At 32.8% G+C, this 22600-nt stretch carries 21 protein-coding genes; 10 read left to right on the top strand and 11 right to left on the bottom strand.

Annotated features, from left to right (window positions below):
* Position 1: 1 nt before the first annotated feature.
* From KLA_RS10075 to KLA_RS10060, 4 genes are all read right to left on the bottom strand, one after another.
* The gene (locus KLA_RS10075; RefSeq protein ID WP_034645564.1) at positions 2-2431 is read right to left on the bottom strand and encodes a TonB-dependent receptor plug domain-containing protein; all 2430 of its coding nucleotides are present in this window, start codon (positions 2429-2431) and stop codon (positions 2-4) included.
* Positions 2415-3134: a DNA repair protein RecO gene (gene recO / locus KLA_RS10070; RefSeq protein WP_013620644.1), complete on the bottom strand. Its 720-nt coding sequence runs from the start codon at positions 3132-3134 to the stop codon at positions 2415-2417. The genes KLA_RS10075 and recO overlap by 17 nt, the downstream gene beginning before the upstream one ends.
* 115 nt (positions 3135-3249) lie before the next feature.
* Positions 3250-4593: an NADP-specific glutamate dehydrogenase gene (gene gdhA / locus KLA_RS10065; protein WP_013620643.1), complete on the bottom strand. Its 1344-nt coding sequence runs from the start codon at positions 4591-4593 to the stop codon at positions 3250-3252.
* 105 nt (positions 4594-4698) lie between these two features.
* A complete protein-coding gene (locus KLA_RS10060; protein WP_013620642.1) occupies positions 4699-5853 on the bottom strand; it encodes a cystathionine gamma-synthase in 1155 nt (384 codons plus the stop codon).
* A gap of 73 nt (positions 5854-5926) precedes the next feature.
* Here KLA_RS10060 and KLA_RS10055 point away from each other — a divergent pair, with 73 nt between their 5' ends.
* Positions 5927-6676, top strand: coding sequence for a DUF3298 and DUF4163 domain-containing protein (locus KLA_RS10055; RefSeq protein WP_034645560.1), 750 nt, complete (start codon positions 5927-5929; stop codon positions 6674-6676).
* Positions 6677-6704: 28 nt separating this feature from the next.
* Here KLA_RS10055 and KLA_RS10050 read toward each other — a convergent pair whose 3' ends face one another.
* A complete protein-coding gene (locus KLA_RS10050) occupies positions 6705-7166 on the bottom strand; it encodes a DinB family protein (RefSeq protein WP_034645557.1) in 462 nt (153 codons plus the stop codon).
* 99 nt (positions 7167-7265) lie between these two features.
* Here KLA_RS10050 and KLA_RS10045 point away from each other — a divergent pair, with 99 nt between their 5' ends.
* Positions 7266-7619, top strand: a complete 354-nt coding sequence (locus KLA_RS10045) for an arsenate reductase family protein (RefSeq protein ID WP_013620639.1) — start codon at positions 7266-7268, stop codon at positions 7617-7619.
* Positions 7616-8515 (top strand): DMT family transporter, encoded by a 900-nt coding sequence (locus KLA_RS10040; protein ID WP_013620638.1) that lies wholly within the window; start codon positions 7616-7618, stop codon positions 8513-8515. The genes KLA_RS10045 and KLA_RS10040 overlap by 4 nt, the downstream gene beginning before the upstream one ends.
* Here the strand turns inward: KLA_RS10040 and KLA_RS10035 are convergent.
* On the bottom strand, positions 8512-8991 hold the full coding sequence (locus KLA_RS10035) for an acyl-CoA thioesterase (RefSeq protein WP_034645554.1): 480 nt from the start codon (positions 8989-8991) through the stop codon (positions 8512-8514). The two genes, KLA_RS10040 and KLA_RS10035, sit on opposite strands and share 4 nt — an antisense overlap.
* A gap of 132 nt (positions 8992-9123) precedes the next feature.
* Here KLA_RS10035 and KLA_RS10030 point away from each other — a divergent pair, with 132 nt between their 5' ends.
* The 4 genes from KLA_RS10030 to KLA_RS10015 all read left to right on the top strand — a co-directional run bounded on the left by KLA_RS10030 (position 9124) and on the right by KLA_RS10015 (position 12795).
* Positions 9124-10098 carry an NAD(P)H-dependent flavin oxidoreductase gene (locus KLA_RS10030; protein ID WP_034645551.1) on the top strand — a complete coding sequence of 325 codons (975 nt, stop codon included), beginning with the start codon at positions 9124-9126 and terminating at the stop codon, positions 10096-10098.
* 4 nt (positions 10099-10102) lie between these two features.
* A complete protein-coding gene (locus KLA_RS10025) occupies positions 10103-11065 on the top strand; it encodes a YheT family hydrolase (protein ID WP_034645549.1) in 963 nt (320 codons plus the stop codon).
* A gap of 41 nt (positions 11066-11106) precedes the next feature.
* The gene (locus KLA_RS10020; protein ID WP_013620634.1) at positions 11107-11589 is read left to right on the top strand and encodes a c-type cytochrome; all 483 of its coding nucleotides are present in this window, start codon (positions 11107-11109) and stop codon (positions 11587-11589) included.
* A 165-nt stretch (positions 11590-11754) separates the two neighbouring features.
* Positions 11755-12795: an aldo/keto reductase gene (locus KLA_RS10015; protein WP_034645545.1), complete on the top strand. Its 1041-nt coding sequence runs from the start codon at positions 11755-11757 to the stop codon at positions 12793-12795.
* Between the two features lie 70 nt (positions 12796-12865).
* Here KLA_RS10015 and radA read toward each other — a convergent pair whose 3' ends face one another.
* From radA to panC, 5 genes are all read right to left on the bottom strand, one after another.
* Positions 12866-14227, bottom strand: a complete 1362-nt coding sequence (gene radA / locus KLA_RS10010) for a DNA repair protein RadA (RefSeq protein WP_013620632.1) — start codon at positions 14225-14227, stop codon at positions 12866-12868.
* Positions 14228-14316: 89 nt separating this feature from the next.
* Positions 14317-15450 carry an alpha/beta hydrolase gene (locus KLA_RS10005; protein WP_034645541.1) on the bottom strand — a complete coding sequence of 378 codons (1134 nt, stop codon included), beginning with the start codon at positions 15448-15450 and terminating at the stop codon, positions 14317-14319.
* Between the two features lie 28 nt (positions 15451-15478).
* Positions 15479-16444, bottom strand: coding sequence for a YbhN family protein (locus tag KLA_RS10000; RefSeq protein ID WP_034645538.1), 966 nt, complete (start codon positions 16442-16444; stop codon positions 15479-15481).
* 5 nt (positions 16445-16449) lie between these two features.
* Positions 16450-16800 carry an aspartate 1-decarboxylase gene (gene panD / locus KLA_RS09995; protein ID WP_013620629.1) on the bottom strand — a complete coding sequence of 117 codons (351 nt, stop codon included), beginning with the start codon at positions 16798-16800 and terminating at the stop codon, positions 16450-16452.
* Between the two features lie 13 nt (positions 16801-16813).
* Positions 16814-17659 (bottom strand): pantoate--beta-alanine ligase, encoded by an 846-nt coding sequence (gene panC / locus KLA_RS09990; protein ID WP_034645534.1) that lies wholly within the window; start codon positions 17657-17659, stop codon positions 16814-16816.
* Between the two features lie 105 nt (positions 17660-17764).
* On the opposite strand from panC, the gene KLA_RS09985 reads away from it, so the two are divergent.
* The 3 genes from KLA_RS09985 (at position 17765) to glmS (ending at position 22423) form a co-directional block, all read left to right on the top strand.
* Positions 17765-18574 (top strand): glycogen/starch synthase, encoded by an 810-nt coding sequence (locus KLA_RS09985; RefSeq protein WP_013620627.1) that lies wholly within the window; start codon positions 17765-17767, stop codon positions 18572-18574.
* A 5-nt stretch (positions 18575-18579) separates the two neighbouring features.
* Positions 18580-20448: a DUF4270 domain-containing protein gene (locus KLA_RS09980; protein WP_034645530.1), complete on the top strand. Its 1869-nt coding sequence runs from the start codon at positions 18580-18582 to the stop codon at positions 20446-20448.
* A 127-nt stretch (positions 20449-20575) separates the two neighbouring features.
* Positions 20576-22423 carry a glutamine--fructose-6-phosphate transaminase (isomerizing) gene (glmS, locus tag KLA_RS09975; RefSeq protein ID WP_034645527.1) on the top strand — a complete coding sequence of 616 codons (1848 nt, stop codon included), beginning with the start codon at positions 20576-20578 and terminating at the stop codon, positions 22421-22423.
* Positions 22424-22600: the final 177 nt, after the last annotated feature.

Genomic DNA, 22600 nt, shown 5'->3' with positions numbered 1-22600 from the left:
TTTAAAATTGATAACTAATAGATGAAATTAGGTTTGTGCCTGGCGCAACAATACCAGACGAGTATGTTCTGTAGCGTTGGTTGGTTATGTTCTCCCAGCCTAACGTAGCTTTTATGTTATTTGTAATTTGATAACTGGCATTAAAGTTTATTGTTTGCCAATTTGGACTGTAAGGATTGCCGTTTTTGTCTGAAGCATATATATAATCTTTACTCTTTTCAGAGTCAGATAAGTCGTTATAAGATACCTCACCATTAAAGTTGAAAAATAAATCGGTTTTTAATTTATCGTTTTTCCATATCAAATGCACATCTCCAAAAGTTGGTGCTACGTGTCTTCCTGGAGACTCTGTGCCATCTTCCTCTTCTTCAATACCTTTTGTAAATGTTAAGTTAGAGCTTAATGATAGATGTTCTGTAAAATAAGCGTCTACACCAAACTCAACACCATGAACATAAGCTTTTGCTGCATTTTGTATTGCTTGTACGTTGCTTAATTCTCCGTGGTATTCTATTTCTGTTTCACCGTTAAAAGTAAAATCTCTGCGTACTAAAGCATCTACTAAATAGGTGTAAAAACCAGTAGCGTTTACAATTACTTTGTCATTAAAATTCTTTTGTATACCTAAGTCTACATTATAAGCATATTCCGCTTCTAAATCTGGGTTGGGTACAACTACAGAGCCCGGTTCAGAATCAAATATTTTACCAACATCATCTATATTAGGAGCTCTAAAGCCCGTAGAACCATTAAAGGTTATTTGTAAGTTTTCTTTAGGAAACCAGCTTAAACCAATACTACCTGTTAAAGCCCCTGTATTTAAATTGGCATCATCAAAAGGAAAAGGATAAAAAGTTTTATCAAATTCTGCATTAATCCAAACGTGGCTATAGCGTAAGCCAGACAGTAAGGTTAGGTTTGGCTGTGCTTTATACTCAGAGTTTATATAACCAGCAGTTGTTTGCCAAGTAGCGCCATCTGGGTACCTAGATGCAGCATTTGTAACTTGGTTATTTTCAATATTTGTTTCAAAACCATTAGAGTTTACTTTGTTAAATACATACTCTACACCATAATACAAGCGTAAATCCCCAATACGTTTATTTTCTAAATCTATATTTGTAGATAGTGCATGTACGTTTTCTTTTGTGCTACTTAACGTAGTAGATCCAAAATTTCTGTCATTTCTACTTTCGCCAAAATGTTGGTAAGCTGTGTTAATTTTTAGCCTATCATAAAACCTTCCTTTGCCTTGGTGCTGCAAGCCTATTTTTGCCATAAACCACTCTTGGGGCCCGTAATACCATTCTGCAGAGCGTAAACCATCACCGTCACTAGTTGGTCTAATTAAGCGGTCGTACCTCCCGTAGTCCGATGTTTCTGAAAAATAAAGACCAAGGTCATAATTCCAATTGTCATTAGGTTTAAAAGCAATTTTTTGCATTGCATTTATTTGGTTGTAGCCAGACCCAACTTGTTTGTTAGGGGAGCTATTTTCTACCAATTGGTCTATTCCATTTATTGTGGTAACATAGTTGTTTCTTACATAGGAATCTGGACCGTTGTTACCCATTTTTAAATCATCAAAATTGGTGTAACTAATACTGGTTAAAAAAGCCCACTTTTGTTTGCCGTAATTAACATCTGCATGTATTGTGTTTTCTGTATTTGCGGATGAAAACCTGTAAGTGGCATTGCCGGTAATAAAAGCCTCTTCAGTTTTTGAATGTTTTGGTTTTTTGGTGTAAAAATTTAAAACACCACCAATGGCATCACTACCGTAAATAACAGAGCCAGGTCCAAAAATGACCTCTGTATTTTGTATAGAAAACGGATCTATAGAAATTACATTTTGTAAATTTCCTCCTCTAAAAATAGCGTTATTCATACGTACGCCGTCAACAGAAATTAGTAATCTGTTTGTAGCAAAACCTCTAATCATTGGGCTGCCACCACCAAGCTGACTTTTTTGCACAAATATTTTTCCGCTGTTTTGTAGAACATCTGCGGCAGTTTGTGGGTTTGTAAATGATATAGCCTTAGAGGTAATAGAGGCAACCTTTTGCGGAATATCTTTTTTTTGTTGTTCCCATTTAGAAACCGACATAACAACACCATCTAACTCCTCTGCGGTTAACACCATATAAATAGTTTTGCCTCTTTTAAGTAGTAAATTTTTTGTTGTTTTTTTAGTTTGATAACCAATATGTTTTAAAATTATCTTTTCATTTTTACTGAAAATTGATAGGTCTACACTGCCATTTTTAGCAGTTAAAGCTGTTTTTGTTTTATCAATATTAAAAATAGCAACATCTGGTATTGGTTCTTGAGTATCTTGGTCTACAATAACAACTTCCTGAGCAAAAGCACCAGTAAAAATTAATAAAAAAAGTATAAATAAAGCAGTACGCATACTAACGAAAAATTTCATTTAAAATAACAAGAGACTTTGGTTTTCTAAATCCTTGTAAGTGTAATTCAAAATATAAAATAAGCGATTTTAACAACTCTTGTCTGTCAGTTTTGTTCATTTTAATTGTATGTATTGCATCAAAATTTATGCCTAAGAAGGTTTTAAAGTAATTTAAATTTGTGCCTTGTATAACTGGGTTTAAAGAGGGTTTGTTGGTAAAGCCTCCTTCAAGCAAATCAAAATATAAAAAACTATTGTTTTTGCTGTCAGGATAAAAGCCTAAATATTTGGTAATGCTCAGCAAAAAATGAAGGTGAAAATTTGCTATTTGTGATTCTGTGTCTAGCCATTGTAAAGCAGCCTCTATGTAATTAAAAAGGTTTTCGTTAGGCTCTTCTTCTAGCAAGCTGTTGCTTAACATTTCTGCTAAAAACTGAGTCATTGCATTTTTAGCAATATTACTGTGTAGTGTTTGGTAGTGGTAACTTGTTTTGGCTTCTCTAACACTTTCTAAAGTACCCTTGTTTTTATGTACTGCAATAAGCTCTAATTGTGTTAGCGGCTGAAAGTATGCTGCTTTTACCTTTCCTTTTTTAGAAGATAAAACTCCTTTTAATAAATAAGACTTTAGACCGTCTGATAATGTATATGCTTTAACAATTAAACTATTGTCGCCATATTTAAGCGCTGAAAGTACAATAGCTTTTGTGGTTACTTGCATTAGTTGTTTTTAGGTATTGTAAATATAGTGATTTGAAGAATTATTATTTTTAGATTGAAAATAAAAAAGCTCCATCAAGAAAACTTAATGGAGCTTTTAAAATATATGTTATGTTTTAAATAACGCCTTGAGCTAACATAGCGTCTGCAACCTTAACAAAACCAGCAATATTTGCTCCTTTTACATAGTTACAGTAACCATCTTTGTCCTTACCGTATTCAATACATGAATTATGAATATCCTCCATAATTGTTTTTAATCTTTGGTCTACCTCTTCTCTTGTCCAGCTAATACGTAAAGAGTTTTGAGACATTTCTAAACCAGAAGTAGCAACACCACCTGCATTAGAAGCTTTTCCTGGAGCAAATAATATTTTTGCTTCATGAAATTCATGAATAGCTTCTGGAGTAGAAGGCATATTTGCACCTTCTGCAACACAAATACATCCGTTTTTAACTAAAGCTTTAGCGGCTTCACCATCTAATTCATTTTGTGTAGCACACGGTAAAGCAATATCACAAGCAACATCCCATGGAGTTTCTCCTTTGTGGAAAGTAGCAGAAGTATATTTATTTACATACTCAGAAATACGTCCTCTTTTGTTGTTTTTAAGATCCATTACAAAAGCAAGTTTCTCTGCGTCTATACCATCTTTATCTAAGATGTAACCTTGAGAATCTGATAATGTTAAAACTTTAGCACCTAATTGTAATGCTTTTTCTGCTGCAAACTGTGCAACATTACCAGAACCAGATATTACTACATTTTTACCTGCAAAATCTTGTCCTTGAGTTTTAAGCATACTTTCTGCAAAATAAACAGTACCGTAACCTGTAGCTTCTGGTCTAATTAAAGAACCACCCCAAGAACGACCTTTACCTGTTAAAACACCAGTAAACTCATTTCTTATTTTTTTATACATTCCAAAAAGGAAACCTATTTCTCTTCCTCCAACACCAATGTCACCAGCTGGTACATCTGTATTTGGTCCAATATGGCGGCAAAGCTCTGTCATAAATGCATGGCAAAAACGCATAACTTCGTCATCAGACTTTCCTTTAGGGTCAAAATCAGATCCTCCTTTACCACCACCCATAGGTAATGTAGTTAAGCTATTTTTAAATACTTGCTCAAAAGCTAAGAATTTAAGAATACTTGCGTTTACACTTGGGTGAAAACGTAAACCACCTTTGTAAGGTCCTATAGCAGAGTTCATTTGTACTCTATAGCCTCTATTTACATGGATGTTTCCATTGTCATCTACCCATGATACTCTAAAAGAAATTAATCTTTCAGGTTCTACCATACGCAAAAGTATGTTTTTGCCATTGTAAATATCATGATCAGCAATATAGGGGATTACTGTCTCGGCAACTTCTTGTACCGCTTGGATAAATTCTGGTTCATGACCGTTACGGGTCTTAACCTCATCCATAAATGCATTTATTTTTGCTTCCATATAGAAACCTTTATAATTGTTAAATTATTGAATTAAAATTATAACGGCAAAATTATACTATTTATATAATTTACACCGTGTTTTTTTAAAAATTTGATAAAAATATTATCCAATGGCCTGTTCAAGGTCTTCTATTAGGTCGTTTTCATCTTCAATACCTATACTAAGTCGTATTAAAGCATCTACAATTCCACTTTTTTCTCTTTCTTCTTTAGGTATACTTGCATGTGTCATACTTGCCGGGTGACCTGCTAAACTCTCTACTCCACCTAAGCTTTCTGCTAAGGTAAAAACTTGTAGCTTTTTAATTATTTCAATGGCATCATTATAATTAGCTCCTTTAGGAATAAAAGATAGCATACCACCAAAATCTTTCATTTGGTTTTTAGCAATTTCATAATTTGGGCTCGACTCAAAACCTGGCCAAAAAACTTTTTCCACCTTTGGGTGGTTTTTTAGGTAATAGGCAATAGCTTTTCCGTTTTCACAATGGCGTTGCATTCTAACATGTAATGTTTTTATACCTCTTAAAACTAAAAAACTATCCATTGGGCCACAAATTGCACCGCTGGCTTTTTGTATAAAGTATAATTTTTCTGCTAATTCTTTGTCGTTTACAATTAATGCACCCATAACAACATCACTGTGTCCGCCTAAATATTTTGTGGCAGAATGCATAACAATATCTGCGCCTAAATCTAAAGGAGTTTGTAAATAAGGAGTGGCAAATGTATTGTCTACAGCCAGTGGTATACTGTGTTTTTTAGCTATTTTACTTGCCGCAACAATGTCAATAATATTCATCATTGGGTTTGTTGGTGTTTCTACCCAAATAAGTTTTGTGTTATTGGTAACGTAGTTTTCTATATTATTTACATTGGCCATATCAACAAAATGAAATGTAATGCCAAATTTCTCATAAACTTGTTTAAATAAGCGGTAACTGCCACCATACAAATCACTGGTAGAAATAACTTCGTCTCCAGGGCTTAAAAGTTTTATAACCGCATCTATAGCAGCAATACCACTTCCAAAAGCAATACCGTAGTTGCCATTTTCTATACTGGCTAAAGATTTTTCTAAGGCTGTTCTGGTGGGGTTAGCACTTCTAGAGTACTCATATCCATTATGTTTACCCGGGGCGGTTTGCGCGTAAGTAGATGTTTGGTAAATAGGAGGCATAACAGCTCCGTATGCTTTATCTGGCTCCTGACCTCCGTGAATGGTTTTGCTGTTAAATTTTAAATTATTTTTGCCCACACTTCTTTATTTATAACACAAATGTATCGTTATCTTTGTAGAATACAATGCGCTTGCACAATCTTATTTAACTATGAATAATAAATTTTTCTTATACTTTTTTATAATTGTTTTAATTGGCTGTAATAATAAAAAAGAAATTTCTTTTGAAACCTTAAAAATTAGTACAGAAAAAGAAGTTAATAAGCCGCTAGTTGTAATTAATGTTCCTAAGGCAATAAAAAAATCAAAAGTTAGTGAAACAATTAATAAAACTATAAAAGATAAAATAATATCACTTTTAATTTTTGATGATGAAGTGGTTGTTGATAATATAGATGATGCCATATCTTCTTTAAACGACGAGTTTTTAAGTGTAAAAGAAAAATTACCAGGGGATGCTACAAGATGGGAGGCAACTATAAATGGTAAAGTTATTTATGAAACAGATAAAATAATTACTATAGATTTAGAAACATATGAGTTTACAGGTGGGGCTCACGGTTATGAATCTAGTATTTTATTAAATTTTGATGTTGTAAAAGGAGAGCTAATACCAAATGAAGAATTGTTTTCTAGCAAAGAAGAATTTTACAATATAGCAGAGTCTACTTTTAGATTGCAAGAAAAAATTCCGGCAAATGTACCTATTAACGATACAGGATTTATGTTTGAAGAAGAGGTGTTTACCTTGCCAAATAATATAGGTTACACAAAAAAAGGATTAAAGTTGTTATATAATACTTATGAAGTTGGGTCTTATGCAGATGGCCAAATAGAAGTTTTATTACCGTATGCAGAAATAAATAAAATGCTAGTTGTAAAAGGAGAAAAACAAGAGTAACCTTAGTTAAAGATTACTCTTTTGTTTGTTAGGCAGTAATGTTTCTTTTTAATGCAAGTATAGCGCCTATATGTATGCCTTCATGTAGAGCATTAAATTTCATAGCTTCTACAACGTTGCTTAAAGTAATGTTTAAACTTGTAGTGTACGCAGTATAGCTTTTAAAATTGCCAGCTTTATAATCTTTTTCAGTTTGCTTTAATGTGCTAAACAAAAGATCTTTAATTTGTGTTATTTCTTCATCTGTAGCTGTGCCATCTGGAAAAGTACCTTTTTTGTATTTTTCCACCATTTCATCAGAAACCAGCATAGGCATACCGCTAAATTTGTAAACAAGTAGTTGTTGTGTAACTACAACATGCGCAATGTTCCACCAAATATTATTATTAAAGTTTTTAGGAATTTCTAATAATAAATCTTTAGGGGTTTCATCTAAAATTTTTAATAGTATTTTTCTAATTTGCTTAGAGTTGTCAAGTAAATATTCCACAATTATGTTTTTTGATAAAAATAGTACAATTCAACCAAATTGGGTTTCTTTGTACTTAGTTTTTTGTTTCTAAATAATATTCTAAATCGTTTAATAAAAATGAAGAAAATATATCATTTAAGTACCTGTGATACTTGTAAAAGAATTTTAAAAGAATTACAACCTCTAGATGGTTTTGTACTGCAGGATATTAAAACCGAGGAAATAACTGAAGAACAGTTAAAAGAAATGTATGCTTTAACGGGTAGTTATGAGGCTTTATTTAGTAAAAGAGCAAGGTTGTATAAAGAAAAAGGTCTTGCGCAAAAAGAGCTGCAAGAAGAAGATTATAAAAACTTAATATTAGAACATTATACTTTTTTAAAACGACCAGTTATTATAGTAAATAATGCTGTTTTTGTTGGTAATAGTAAAAAAGTTGTAGCGGCAGCAAAAGAAAAAATACACAGTTGAGTAAAAGAACATTAGCCATATTAGCTTGTTTAGGGGCCACTACAATTTATGGATTAAACCATACCATTGCCAAGGGGGTTATGCCAACTTATATTAAACCTTTTGGATTTATTATGGTGCGCTTACTTGGTGCCTCTTTTTTGTTTTGGATGTGTTCTTTTTTTATTCCTAAGCAAAAAATAGAACGTAAAGATTGGGGACGACTTTTTGTTTGCGCCTTAACTGGTATGGGAATAAATATGCTTACTTTTTTTAAGGGACTGGAATTATCTACACCAATTAATAGTGCTGTTTTAATAACTATAGTTCCAATATTAGTAGTTGTAATGTCTGCTATTTTTATTAAGGAGAATGTTACAATGCAAAAAGGCCTGGGTATAGTGTTAGGACTTGTGGGTGCTTTGTTTTTAATTCTTTATGGAGCAGAGTTAAGGCAAGATGCGCCTAATATTCCGTTAGGTAATATTTTATTTGTGGTTAATGCTGTGAGCTTTGGAACTTATTTAATTTTAATAAAAAAACTGCTAGAAAAGTACCATATGTTTACACTGTTAAAGTGGCTTTTTACAATAGGTTTGGTATTGTGCTTTCCTGTAACAATAGCAGAGTTTAATCAAATACAATGGGGTACAATACCAGCAAGTGGTATTGGCTCCATTGTATTTGTTATAATTGGCACTACATTTTTAACCTATTTGTTTAATGTATTTGGGTTGTCTCAGTTAAAAGCATCTACGGTTAGTGCTTTTTCTTATGCGCAACCATTAATAGGTATATTGTTTGCTGTTGCTACAGGTAAAGATAGCTTAACACTGGTTAAAGTTGTAGGTACGCTTTTGGTTATTGTAGGCTTGTATTTAGCAACTAAAAAGCCAAGGCCAAAGCAACTAACCTAAATAACTAAATCTTTTGGTTGTTTAGCGTGCTTACGGGTGTCTTCTTTGGTAAGTGTTTTAAAATCTTTAGACTTTTTTACTTTAGAGAAAGCTGTTAAAAACTCTTCAGGTAAGCCGGTTAAACTTCTTGTTTGTAGATTTATCCATGCTCCTAAAATTTCGCAATGTGCAAAGTTTCTTCCTTTAGAGTCAAAAAAATTATGGTGAAATTTAAAAAATTTACCGTCTTCACTTAATCCCATTAATTCTAAAGATACTTTTACAGGTTTGCCAAAAAATGCTTCTTTAAAATAATAAATGTGTTCGTAAAAAACTACAGGTCCAATTTTATGGTCTGCCATAGTCTTTTGGTTAAAGCCTAGTTCCATTAAAAAGCCCATTCTAGTTTGGCTCATAAAATTAACGTAAGCAGAATTGGCTAAATGCCAGTTAGCATCAATATCACTCCATCTAATTTCAAACTCTTTTAAGTACATATTTTTTAGAATTAATTGTTATGCATGCATAATAAATGATAAAAATACTATAGTTTTGAGAAACTTAAACATATTACTTTATAAAAAGTAGTTAAATTTCTAAATTTATAGTATTAACTAAAAACCATATTCATGAGAACAGTAGCCCCATTTGTAAAAGATCTTTCTTTACCGGTTATAGCCGCACCAATGTTTTTAATTTCAGGACCAAAGTTGGTTATAGAATGTTGTAAAAACGGAATAGTAGGTACTTTTCCTGCTTTAAACCAAAGAACAAGTGAGGGTTTTGAAGAATGGTTAATTCAAATTAAAGATGAGTTAAAAGCTTTTGAAGAAGAAACAGGTAAAAAAGCTGCTCCGTTTGGGGTTAATTTAATTGTACACCAAACTAACCCAAGGCTAGAGGCAGATCTTATGTTATGTATAAAACATAAAGTGCCATTAATTATTACATCATTAGGTGCTGTGTCACAGGTTGTAGATGCAGTACATAGTTATGGAGGTCTTGTTTTTCATGATGTTATTAAAAAGCGTCACGCAGAAAAAGCTGCAGAAGCTGGGGTAGATGGTTTAATAGTTGTTGCTGCTGGTGCAGGTGGTCATGCAGGTACATTAAATCCTATGCCTTTGGTTGCAGAGATTAAAAAGTTCTTTACTAAAACGGTTATATTATCTGGTTGTATTAGTACAGGAAGAGATATAGCTTCTGCAAGGCAAATGGGTGCAGATGTTGCTTATATGGGAACTCGTTTTATAAATACTGTAGAAAGTAAGGCTACAGAAGATTATAAGAAAATGATAATTGATGCTGGCGCTAGTGATGTTGTTTATACAGCATCTATATCTGGTGTACATGCCAACTTTTTAGGTGCAAGTTTAAAAGCCGCTGGTATTACAGAAGAAGATTTAAAAAAGGATACTAAAATAGATTTTGGTAAAGAGATGGATACCGAAGCTAAAGCATGGAAAACAATTTGGTCTGCTGGGCAAGGTGTAACTAACATTAGCAATGCTGTTCCTGTAACCGAATTGGTTGCTGCCTTAAAAACTGAATTTGTAGAAGCTATTGAAGAGCAAAAGAAATTATTAGAAGTATACCCTAAATAATATAATGCCAATATTACAACCAGCTTACAATCCTCCTCTGCTTTTTAAAAGTGGGCATTTTTCAACATTATACACAGGCTTGTTTAGGTCTGTAAAAATGCCAATGCAAAAAAGAGAACGTATACAATTATATGATGGTGATTTTTTAGATTTAGATTGGAGTTTTACTTCTACAAAAACGGCTAAAGTTGCTATAGTTGTACATGGTTTAGAGGGTAACGCACAAAGACCATACATTTTAGGAGCAACAAGAGAGCTTTTGCTATGTAACTATAATGTGTGTGCAGTAAATTTAAGAGGTTGTAGTGGAGAAACTAATGTGTTATTTAGGTCTTACCACTCTGGCGCTACAGAAGATTTAGATGCCGTTGTGCAGCATATTTTAGGTTTAAAAACATATTCTAAAATAGTATTGCAAGGTTTTAGTTTAGGAGGTAATTTAATTTTAAAATATTTAGGAGAGAATAGACAAAGACCACCAGAAATTAAAGCTGGCATAGGTGTTTCTGTTCCCTGTAGTTTGGCTAGTTCTTTAGAAGAATTGTTAAAGCCAAAAAATATGCTGTATGCTGCTAATTTTAAAAAACGTTTGCTTGAAAAGTTGCGAATAAAACATGAGCAATATCCAGATAAAATTGATGCATCAGAAATAAATAGAATTAAAACTTTAAAAGATTTTGATGATGTATACACTAGTAAAGCAAATGGTTTTTTAAATGCTTTAGATTATTATACTAAGGCAAGTTGTTTGCAGTTTTTGTCAGAAATAGATGTGCCTACAATAATTTTAAATGCAAAAAATGATTCTTTTTTAGGGGAAGCTTGTTACCCTATTAAAGAAGCAGAGCAAAATAGCAATTTGTATTTAGAAATGCCGTTGTACGGAGGACATGTAGGGTTCTATGGCGACAATAATGTTACGTATGCAGAAAAAAGGGCAGTTAAATTTTTAGAAGAGCAGGTTTAAATAAGAGTATTGCTTATATTAGTGCTTTAAAACTTAAACACATGAAAAAATTACTTTTAATCTTAGTTGCAGGCGTATTTATGGCGAGTTGTGGCGACAAAAAAGAGGATAAAAAATCCGATGGTTTTGAAATGAACAGAACCAAAAAAGAAGATAAATCAGCAGCAAAACAAGAGGGTGTTCCTGTAGATATGGACAACAAAGGTGTTGGCCCTATAAAATCTTTAGACTTAGGTGCAGAAATAGATAAAGAAATGGCAGCAACAGGGGAGTCTATTTTTAGCTCTAAATGTGTGGCATGCCACGCAACAGATATGCGTTTAATTGGTCCTGCTGTAAAAGGTGTTTTGGATAGAAGAAGCCCAGAATGGGTTATGAATATGATTTTAAATCCTGATGGGATGTTAAAAGAAGATCCAATAGCTAAAGCGTTATTTAAAGAGTATAATAATGCTTTAATGACCAACCAAGGATTAACAGAAGATGAAGCAAGAGCTATAACTGAGTATTTCAGGACGTTATAAAAAAATCTTACTTAACTTTTTAAAAGCAGCGTTTGTCTTAACTTAGATAAACGCTGTTTTTTTATTGTAAAATCTAAGATAAATGCCAATATATATGTTTGATTAGAGTATTTATTTCCCTAGCTTTGGTTAAGAACATGAAGAATTTTTACCATATTAATGACTATGAAATACACAAAATTACCACATACTAATTTGGAGGTAAGTGAAATCTGCTTAGGCACAATGACTTGGGGCAGACAAAATAATATTGATGAGGCATTTGAACAAATGAATTATGCTTTAGAACAAGGAGTTAATTTTTTTGATACTGCAGAATTGTACCCTGTACCGGCAAAGGCAGAGTTGTATGCAGAGACAGAGAAAATTATTGGTAAGTGGTTTAAAGAAACTGGTAACAGAGACAAAGTAGTACTAGCTTCTAAAATTGCAGGTAAAGCAGATTTTACCAAGCATATCAGAACAACTGGTTTCCAAAAAGAAGGGTTAATTTCTGCAGTAGAAAACAGTTTAAAACGCTTACAAACAGATGTTATAGATTTGTATCAATTGCATTGGCCAGAACGGCAAACAAATTACTTTGGGCAAAGAGGTTATGAGCATAAAATAAATGACTTTTGGGAAGATAATATTCACCAAGTATTAGATACTTTAGGCGATTTAGTAAATGACGGAAAAATTAAGCATATTGGTTTGTCTAATGAAACCCCTTGGGGAACTATGCGTTTTTTAGAGGAAAGTAAAGTGCACAGAAGATTGCCGCGCATGTCTACTATACAAAACCCTTATAGTTTGCTTAATAGAACTTTTGAAGTTGGTTTAGCAGAAATATCAATGAGGGAAGATGTTGCTTTAATACCGTATTCTCCATTAGGTTTTGGTGTGTTAAGTGGTAAATACCTTGGAGGTTTGCAACCGGCAAATGCAAGGGTAACTCTTTTTCCTAATTACAACAGATATAGTGGAGAAAATGCACAGAAGGCAACACAAATGTATTGTGATTTAGCCCGTGAGCACAGCTTGTCTTTACCGCAAATGGCATTGGCATACGTAAATTCTAGACCGTTTGTAAAAAGTACAATTATAGGAGCTACAAATTTAAAGCAACTAGAGGAAAATATTGGAAGCGTAAATGTAAAATTAAAAGATGAGGTTTTAGAAGGTATAGAGGCTATACATAAGCAAATACCCAACCCAGCTCCTTAATATTTAATAGACAAGTAAAATAGAAAAGAGGCTGTACATATTGTGCAGCCTCTTTTTTGTTTACAGTTGTTTAATTAAACAAACTTCTTACTACATCTTCAATTTTTGAGACCAAGTGTACTTTTATAACTGTATTTTTTAAGGTGATTTTATTGTTTTTGGATACAAATATGGCTGTAAATCCAAGTTTTTCTGCCTCGGATATACGTTGGTCTACGCGTTGTATGGGCCTAATTTCTCCTGCTAAACCAACTTCAGCGGCAAAACATACACCTTTAGGAATTGCAATGTCTGAGTTGCTAGACAAAATTGCTGCAATTACAGCTAGGTCAATAGCAGGGTCATCTACAGAAATACCTCCAGTTATATTTAAGAAGACATCTTTTGCACCAAGCATAAAACCAGCACGTTTTTCTAAAACGGCTAATAACATGTTAAGTCTTTTTGCATTAAAACCTGTTGTAGACCTTTGTGGTGTTCCGTACACAGCAGTACTAACAAGGGCTTGTATTTCTATCATTAAAGGGCGCATACCTTCTATAGAGGCAGAAATAGCTGTTCCGCTTAGGCCTTCGTCATTTTTAGAAATTAAAATCTCTGAAGGATTGTTTACTTCGCGTAAACCGCTACCCAACATCTCATAAATTCCTAATTCTGCTGTAGAGCCAAACCTGTTTTTTAATGCACGTAAAATTCTGTATACATAATTTCGGTCCCCCTCAAATTGTAAAACAGTATCTACCATGTGTTCTAAAATTTTTGGTCCGGCTATAGTGCCATCTTTTGTAATATGACCAATTAAAATAACGGGAGTATTTGTTTCTTTTGCAAACTTTATAAGTTCTGCAGTACATTCTCTAATCTGTGATATGCTACCTGCGGCAGACTCTATGTAGTCTGAGTGGAGTGTTTGTATAGAATCTATAACTAAAATATCTGGTTCTATAGCTTCAACCTGTTTAAAAATATTTTGTGTTTTGGTTTCTGTAAGTATAAAACACGTATCATTATTTGTGGTAATACGGTCTGCCCTCATTTTTATTTGTTTCTGACTTTCTTCTCCAGATACATATAATGTTTTATAAGGTAATTTAAGTGAAATTTGTAGTAATAGTGTACTTTTTCCTATTCCGGGCTCTCCCCCCAAAAGTGTTAATGAGCCAGGAACCAAGCCGCCACCTAAAACCCTGTTAAACTCAAGGTCATAGGTGTTTAGGCGTAATTCTTTTTCTGTACTAATTTCTTTAACACGTAAAGGTTTAGTTGCAACTTTAGGGGTGTTACTAGGTGTTTTCCAACTGCTTTTTTCTTCTTTTTGTATAACTTCTTCAACAATAGTGTTCCACTCTTTACAAGCGCCACATTGTCCCGCCCATTTAGCATATTGTGTGCCACAATTTTGACAAAAAAAAGCTGTTTTTGTTTTAGCCATTACCTAATTTATTGGTTTTAGCCAAAGGTACTATAAAGTTTATAATTTTATTTTTTAAGTTTAAAAATAGTGCTTTTGTGCACTTGTTTTTAGTAGCCAAAATCGGCTTTTAAAGCATCAATTTTTTCTAAAGCCATATCTTTGGTTAAAAAGTCTATTTCATCCATTCCAAAGGCTTTTTCAAAAGTACGTAGTGCTTTTTTTGGTTCTCCAATCTCTTCAAAGTATTCTCCTTCAAAATAAAAACCTAGCATAGTATCTGGAAATTCTTTTTTACACAAATCAGATAATTCTTTTAAAGATTCTGGGTCCTCTTTCTTTTTACTTGCAGAATAAATAGCCATAACATCATTAAGATCTACTCTTTTTGTAAAACCAAATGTTTCTTTAATAATATTGTATTTGGTTTCTAAATATGCATAAGCAGGCTCTTCTGATGTTAAAATTTTAGTTTTATATTCTTTAGGGCTAATTGGTTTAAATATTTCAAAAATATCATCAAAAGCTTTTCCTAAACCATATGTAGCTATAGAGGTGTGGTCTGTATCGTACACATCAAAATAATATTTAAAAGTTTCCTTTTCTATAGTTTTTAAAGATGTGTTAAGTTCTGCTAGCTCTTTAGCGTTTCTATTTTTTTCTACAATTAAATGATAAAAAATTTGTTTGTCTATTGCTCCAATTCTATTGGCAACTCTAGATTCCATTTCTGGTGCTAAAGTTGGTGATATACTTATGTATGAGCTAAAAAGTGGATTTTCTTTAAATAGATAAAAGTTTTCAAAGTTAGCTGTAATGTCATAGCCTACAATCATTTTAAAAGGTGAAATGTTATAGGTGCTTTCTATATTGGGAACAACTTCCATCCCTAAAAATTCAAAAAAAGCTTTTCCTTCTTCAGTAGGTAAGCCATTGTCTTCGCTAAAAGAACAGTCTTTAAAACGTGCTTGCTGTGCTTGTTGATGAATACCTACCACTATTGCAGGTGGCATACCATGAAATCTGCTGTAAAATTTAGCTTTGGCTACAACGTCATCAAATAAATACTCTGCGTCTAAAACAACAATTAGTGTATGTTGGTCTTCTTCATTGTATTCTTCAGGAATGTAATAACTAATGTCTCTTTTTTGTTGAAGCTTAAAAGATTCAAAAATTTCTGTTTTTACTTGTGCAAATGCGTTTAACCCTATAAATAGGGCAAAGGTTAAGGTGATTTTTTTCATTTTTGGGTTTGTTCTTTAGTCTAAAAAACTATTTGGTTCTTTTTAATAACGGCAATAGTAGAAAAGATATTGCCCCAAAAACAACAACTAATAAAGTTTGTGAAATCCACATAATCCAACCAAAAGCATCACCAGAAACACTGCTAATGCCAAATATAGCTAAAGCGCTGCTTACTACAATTGGGTAAAGCCCTATGCCACCATTAGTTGCGGTCATAGCAAAGGCTCCAAAAATAAAAGCAACTAAAAGCTGACTAATAGATAGGTCTATGGTTTCTGGTACTGTAAATTTTATAACCCAAAACATACCAATGTAAACACTCCATATAAATAGTGTGTGAAAAATAAAAGGCCATTTATTTTTCATTTTAAAAATACTGGTAACACCTTGTAGAAGGCCAGTTACAAAGTCTTTAATTTTTACTAAAAACGGATGTGTAGATTTTTTTATAAAATAAAAGAAAGCAAGAGCGCCAATGGTGGCAACACCAAGCAGTACAAGTATTTTTGTGATATTAAAACCTTTAGATTTAAAAAAGTCAATAATAATATCGGTCTGTAAAAAAAAAGTAATAACAATAATTAAAAGTAACATAATAAGGTCTATAACCCGCTCTGTTACAATAGTTCCAAAACCTTTTTCAAAAGGAACATCCTCATACGTTGTTAATGCCGTTGCGCGTAATATTTCTCCGGATCTAGGAATGCCTAAATTGGCAAAGTATGAGGTTAGTATAATAAGTATGTTATTAATTATTTTAGGTTTGTAGCCAAGTGGCTCTAAAAGATAGTTCCATCTAATAGCTCTAGAAACGTGGCTTAAAACACCCATTAATAATGAGATGCTAACCCAAAATAAATCGGCCTCCTTTATGTAATAAATTATTTGTTTTCTGTCTTCTTCTGAAGTAGAATTGTATGAATACCATACTAAAAACAGCCCAAAAGCAATTGGTAAAACTGTTTTTAATGTTTTTTTTAAGGAGGCGGTCAAGTATGTTAGTTTAATAAATTATTTTCTTCATTAGGGAATACTAAAGAAGGGTTAAATTTTTTAGCCTCTTCAATATCCATACGTGCATAGGTAATTAAAATAAGTATATCGCCAGCGGCAACTTTACGTGCAGCAGCTCCATTAAGTGTAATTTCTCCACTTTTTCTAGGTCCTGGTATTGCGTACGTTTCTAATCGTTCTCCATTATTGTTGTTAACAATTTGCACTTTTTCTCCTCTAATAATATTAGCGGCATCCATTAAATCTTCATCAATAGTAATGCTACCAATATAGTTTAAGTCTGCACCGGTAACTTTTACACGGTGAATTTTAGATTTTACTACTTCTATCTGCATAATACAAAGGTAATTAATTTAAAGCTATATTGTCTATAAGTCTTATGTCATTAGCATAAACGGCAATAAAGGCTCTATATTTTTTATTTTTAGATTTTCTTTTTATTGTTTGTAAATTATCTGCATTAGTAATGGTAAAATATTCTAAGTCTAGTAGTTTATTTTTATCAAATTGTGCAGTAACCCACTTACTTACTTCTAAAGCACTTTTTGTGCCAAATTTTATTTTAGCTTCTTTTAATGTCTTGTAAATAAAGGCAGCTTCATTACGTAATTCTGCAGAAAGTCGTTCATTTCTAGAGCTCATTGCTAGTCCGCTTTCTTCTCTTACTATAGGGCAACCAATTATGTTTACTGGTATTTTTTTAATGTCAACTAGTTTTTTTATAATTTGTAGTTGTTGGTAATCTTTTTCTCCAAAATAGGCATTGTCTGGTTTGCCAATATTTAATAATTTTTCAACAATTGTACCTACTCCGTCAAAATGACCGTCTCTAAACTCTCCTTCCATAACTTTTTCTAGTCCGCCAAAGTTATAGCTGTCAGATTTTATGTTACTGTTGTAGATTTCGGAAGCAGAAGGTGCAAAAACAATAATTTTGTCTGAAGCTTCTTTTAAAAGAGTAATATCTTCTTGTAAAGTTTGAGGGTATTTTTCTAAATCCTCTGCGTTATTAAATTGCGTTGGATTCACAAAAATGCTCACAATTACGTAATTATTCTCGTTTAAAGCCTTTTTAACTAAAGAAATGTGTCCGCTGTGTAAAGCACCCATTGTTGGCACCATACCCACAGTTTCTTCTTTAGATACGGTAGAAAAATGATTTTTTAACTCTTCTATTTTATGAAAAATATGCATAAATTTAATTTAAAACGACAGCAAACTTACTATAATTACCGTTAATCTCTATAATTTTTGTAATTTTGCATCCTACGCTTTTTTGATAAATAAAAATCAGCTTCTATGAATGGTAAAAAGATATTGTTTGTATCTTCAGAATTAATGCCCTATCTCCCAGAGAATCAAGTTTCCCAAATGTCTTATGAAACACCACGTATGGTGAACAGTAAAGGCGGGCAAATAAGAATATTTATGCCACGTTATGGCAATATTAATGAAAGAAGGCATCAGTTGCACGAAGTAATTCGTTTGTCTGGTATGAATTTGGTAATTAACGATATGGATATGCCGTTAATTATAAAAGTGGCTTCAATCCCTAAAGAACGTATTCAAGTTTATTTTATAGACAATGAAGAATACTTTAAAAGAAAAGCAACTTTTACAGATGAAAACGGAACTTTGTTTCCAGATAATGATGAAAGAGCTATCTTTTTTGCAAAAGGTGTTGTAGAAACAGTTAAAAAATTAAATTGGTCTCCAGATATTATTCACGTGCATGGTTGGATGGCCTCTTTGGTACCTTTGTACTTGAAAGAATTTTATGCAGATGAGCCATTGTTTGCAGAAAGTAAAATTGTAACATCTGTTTACAATAAAGGTTTTGATGAGGAATTAGACAAAGACATTGTTAAAAAAATTGGCTTTGATCAGATTGCTGAAGATAAAGTTGGGGTTTTAGCAGCGCCTAACTATAATAATTTGTTAAAAGTAGCTGTAGATTATTCAGATGCTGTTATTTTAGCCTCAGAGGAAGTGCCAGAAGAACTTACAGAGTATGTTACTGGTCTTGAAAAACCTGTGTTGTCATACGTGCCTCTTCAGGAATTTGAAGAAGCGTATACCAACTTTTACAACAATGAAGTTTTAAAATAAGTTACATGAATTTTTACAAGAAATTTGTTTATTCTGCATTTGCAGGGTTGTTTGTGGTGTCTGCATTTGTATCGTGTGAAGACGAGTTAGATACAATTGGAGGAGAAGTAATCTCTGGTGAACCTTTTACAGCTAAAAAAGCTGTGTATGATGTGTTTGCGTATAATAAAAAGGTGAAAGCTGTACAGACAAATGGCTTACCAATTTATCAGTTAGGTACTTATAATGATCCTGTTTACGGAAAAACAACTGCTTATGTAAATTCACAACTAAGACTTGCTGGAGGAGTTGGTAATCCTATTTTTGGACTTTATAGCCAGTCTACTGAAGATGAGTCAGATACAGATGATAGTGTAACAACAATTGAGGAAAATGAAACAGTAACTGGTGTTACTTTATTCATTCCTTTTTTAACAAAGTCAGATTCATTAAGAGATACAGATGGTGATGGTGTTGATAATGAGTTTGATGATGAGCCAGAAGATCCTTCTAATGATACAGATGGTGATGGACTTACTAATGCAGAGGAAGTTGCTTTAGGTACAAACCCTCAAGATGCAGATACAGATAAAGATGGCATTAATGATGGTGATGAAGAGGATATAATTGAAGGGGCTTACGCAAGACAGTATGAGGTAGATAGTATTTACGGTAACGTAAGTGTTCCTTTTAACTTTAAGGTAGAGCGCTCTACGTACTTTCTTAGAGATGTTGATCCAACTCAGAACTTTGAGGAAAGACAGATTTATTATTCGGATTTTGAGTTTTCTCCAGCCTTTATTGGTGAAACACTTTATGACGGAGAAGCAAATTTTACAGATACTGAAACGGTAATTTATTATGAAATAGATGATCCTGATACAGATGAGGATGAAAAAGGAACTGTAAAAAGAAGACTAGCTCCAGGTATAGTTGTAGATTTAGAAGATGTTATGCCGTTTTTTCAAGAAAATATCTTAGATAAAGAAGGCCAAACAGAACTGTTGAGTCAAACTAACTTTCAAGAGTTTATTAGGGGTTTGTATTTTACGGCTTCTGGTGGAGATGGTGATCTTATGATGCTTTTAAATTTTACTGCGGCTAAAATATATGTAGATTATGTTTATGATAAAGTAGATACTAATGATACCGCAGATGATACTTCTGATGATACTATTGTTGAAGAAGAATCTGTTTATATATTAGATATTAATGCGGCTTCAGGAAACACTGTTAATTCGTTTGTAAATGATGAGTATCCAGTAGATATTGCTAATAAAATGGATACAGGAGAAAATGCAGATCGTATATACTTAAAAGGCGGCGCTGGTTCTTTTGCAGAACTTAAATTATTTGATGAAGAAAATGGTAGAGATGCTATAACTGAAATTAAAAATAATAATTGGATTATCAATGAGGCAAATCTTGTGTTTTATATAGATAGGGAAACTTTAGATGCGGCAGGTGTTACAGGAGATGCTGTAGCAGAACCGCCAAGGTTATATCTGTATAATGCAGAAGATAATACATCAATTTATACGTATCCATTAACTGGTACAGATGTAGAAAACGGACCATTAAGTCTTCAGACGTTAACTGGTTATGATGGTATTATTGAGACTTCTAGTGATGGCAAAGGAGTTAAGTATACTATTAGAATAACAGAATATATTAATAATCTTGTTGTTCGTGATGCAGAGAATATTACATTGGGGTTGTCTTTAACCTCAGATATAAGATTTAGTGCTAACGCACAGGCAATGTTAGAAGATGGTGAAGGAGAAATCCCATTACTATCTGTTGTTAGTCCTCTAGGAACTGTTCTTTATGGTAGTAATATAGACGATGAGGATAAAAAGCTTAAACTAGAAGTTTTTTATACAGAGACTAATTAAAAACTCTGTCTACTTATACCTTTTGTAGTATTTTTAGGTTATTATAACTGTTAAGTGCTTTTTATTTTTGCATTTATATTTAGATTTGTCATAAACATTAACTATAATAATTAATAACTAATACATTATGTGTGGAATTGTAGGGTATATAGGTCACAGAGAGGCTTATCCCATTATTATAAAAGGATTAGAACGTTTAGAGTATAGAGGATATGATAGTGCAGGAGTTGCATTATTTGATGGAGATAAAATAAATTTAGCTAAAACTAAAGGTAAAGTATCTGATTTAAAAAAGAAGTCAGAGGATACAATATCTACTAAAGGTTCAATCGGTATTGGTCACACTAGGTGGGCAACTCACGGTGTTCCTAATGATGTTAACTCGCATCCGCATTATTCTAATTCTGGTGAGTTGGTAATTATTCACAACGGAATTATAGAAAACTACGAGTCTATAAAAACAGAATTAATCAAAAGAGGGTATACTTTTGAATCAGATACTGATACAGAGGTTTTAATCAATCTTATAGAGGAAGTTCAGAAAAAAGAAAATGTAAAGTTAGGTAAAGCAGTCCAGTTAGCCTTAAATGAGGTTGTTGGTGCTTACGCTATAGCTGTTTTTGATATTAAAAAACCAGATGAAATTGTAGTCGCTAAATTAGGTAGTCCACTAGCAATTGGTATGGGAGATAATGAATTCTTTGTGGCTTCAGATGCATCTCCTTTTATTGAGTTTACAAATAATGCTGTTTATCTAGAAGATGAGGAAATGGCTATTATTAGACTTGGTAAAGAAATTAAGTTAAGAAAAATTAAGAATGATGCTGTTGCATATCCAAATATTTTGGAATTGCAAATGAATTTAGAGGAGATAGAAAAAGGTGGTTATGATCACTTTATGTTAAAGGAGATTTATGAACAGCCAAGAGCTATTTTAGATACTTACAGAGGTAGATTGTTAGCAGATCAAAAGCTAATAAAAATGGCAGGAATAGATGAGCATTTAGATAAGTTTGTAAATGCAAATCGTATAATTATTGTTGCTTGTGGTACATCATGGCATGCAGGTTTGGTAGCGGAGTATATTTTTGAAGATTTAGCACGTATTCCTGTAGAGGTTGAATATGCGTCTGAGTTTAGGTATAGAAATCCGGTTATTACAGATAAAGATGTTTTAATAGCAATTTCCCAGTCTGGTGAAACTGCAGATACTTTGGCTGCTATTAAGTTGGCTAAAGAAAACGGAGCATTTGTATTTGGTGTTTGTAATGTAGTTGGTTCTTCTATTGCAAGAGAAACTAATGCTGGTGCTTATACTCATGCAGGTCCAGAAATTGGAGTTGCTTCAACAAAAGCGTTTACTACTCAAATAACAGTTTTAAGTTTAATTGCTTTAAAATTGGCTCAAGAAAAAGGAAGCTTAACAGATGAGCAATTTACAAGTTTCTTAACTGAGTTAGAGTATATTCCAACTAAAGTAGAAGTTGCTCTACAATCTAATGATGCAATAGAGAAAATAGCAGAGGTGTATAAAGATTCTCCTAACTGTTTATATTTGGGTAGAGGTTATAATTTCCCTGTTGCTTTAGAGGGAGCTTTAAAGTTAAAAGAAATTAGTTATATCCATGCAGAGGGGTATCCGGCTGCTGAGATGAAACACGGACCTATTGCTTTAATTGATGAATCTATGCCGGTAATTGTAATTGCAACTAATAAGGGGCATTATGAAAAAGTGGTGAGTAATATTCAAGAAATTAAATCAAGAAAGGGTAAAATCATTGCAGTTGTTACTGAAGGAGATGTTCAAGTTAAGGAATTGGCAGACCATGTAGTTGAGGTTCCAGAAACTTTAGAGGCTCTTACGCCGTTATTAACAACTATTCCTTTACAGTTGTTATCGTATCATATCGCATTAATGAGAGGTTGTAATGTAGATCAGCCTCGTAATTTAGCAAAGTCTGTTACAGTAGAGTAATCTAAAATTATAATTTATATAAAAGCTTAGGGTGTAAACTCTAAGCTTTTTTGTTTTGGATACAGGCTTTGTGGTTTTTAGGAGAAATTAATTCTGATTTATGTTAATGCAAACGTAAATTCTTTAGCCCTACAATCACCTTTTTAGCGGTAAAGTAATATTGTTTTAGGCTAGTTT

The sequence above is a fragment of the Cellulophaga geojensis KL-A genome (assembly GCF_000568425.1).
Lineage (GTDB): Bacteria > Bacteroidota > Bacteroidia > Flavobacteriales > Flavobacteriaceae > Cellulophaga > Cellulophaga lytica.
Note: the sequence above shows the minus strand (reverse complement) of the source record. Positions and strands in the feature narration are given on the sequence as shown.

What these genes read in the sequence shown, in the direction of transcription:
- KLA_RS10075 (WP_034645564.1), bottom strand. Translation starts at nt 2,431, where the DNA reads ATGAAATTTTTCGTTAGTATGCGTACTGCTTTATTTATACTTTTTTTA.
- recO (WP_013620644.1), bottom strand. Translation starts at nt 3,134, where the DNA reads ATGCAAGTAACCACAAAAGCTATTGTACTTTCAGCGCTTAAATATGGC.
- gdhA (WP_013620643.1), bottom strand. Translation starts at nt 4,593, where the DNA reads ATGGAAGCAAAAATAAATGCATTTATGGATGAGGTTAAGACCCGTAAC.
- KLA_RS10055 (WP_034645560.1), top strand. Translation starts at nt 5,927, where the DNA reads ATGAATAATAAATTTTTCTTATACTTTTTTATAATTGTTTTAATTGGC.
- KLA_RS10045 (WP_013620639.1), top strand. Translation starts at nt 7,266, where the DNA reads ATGAAGAAAATATATCATTTAAGTACCTGTGATACTTGTAAAAGAATT.
- KLA_RS10035 (WP_034645554.1), bottom strand. Translation starts at nt 8,991, where the DNA reads ATGTACTTAAAAGAGTTTGAAATTAGATGGAGTGATATTGATGCTAAC.
- KLA_RS10030 (WP_034645551.1), top strand. Translation starts at nt 9,124, where the DNA reads ATGAGAACAGTAGCCCCATTTGTAAAAGATCTTTCTTTACCGGTTATA.
- KLA_RS10025 (WP_034645549.1), top strand. Translation starts at nt 10,103, where the DNA reads ATGCCAATATTACAACCAGCTTACAATCCTCCTCTGCTTTTTAAAAGT.
- KLA_RS10020 (WP_013620634.1), top strand. Translation starts at nt 11,107, where the DNA reads ATGAAAAAATTACTTTTAATCTTAGTTGCAGGCGTATTTATGGCGAGT.
- KLA_RS10015 (WP_034645545.1), top strand. Translation starts at nt 11,755, where the DNA reads ATGAAATACACAAAATTACCACATACTAATTTGGAGGTAAGTGAAATC.
- radA (WP_013620632.1), bottom strand. Translation starts at nt 14,227, where the DNA reads ATGGCTAAAACAAAAACAGCTTTTTTTTGTCAAAATTGTGGCACACAA.
- KLA_RS10005 (WP_034645541.1), bottom strand. Translation starts at nt 15,450, where the DNA reads ATGAAAAAAATCACCTTAACCTTTGCCCTATTTATAGGGTTAAACGCA.
- panD (WP_013620629.1), bottom strand. Translation starts at nt 16,800, where the DNA reads ATGCAGATAGAAGTAGTAAAATCTAAAATTCACCGTGTAAAAGTTACC.
- panC (WP_034645534.1), bottom strand. Translation starts at nt 17,659, where the DNA reads ATGCATATTTTTCATAAAATAGAAGAGTTAAAAAATCATTTTTCTACC.
- KLA_RS09985 (WP_013620627.1), top strand. Translation starts at nt 17,765, where the DNA reads ATGAATGGTAAAAAGATATTGTTTGTATCTTCAGAATTAATGCCCTAT.
- KLA_RS09980 (WP_034645530.1), top strand. Translation starts at nt 18,580, where the DNA reads ATGAATTTTTACAAGAAATTTGTTTATTCTGCATTTGCAGGGTTGTTT.
- glmS (WP_034645527.1), top strand. Translation starts at nt 20,576, where the DNA reads ATGTGTGGAATTGTAGGGTATATAGGTCACAGAGAGGCTTATCCCATT.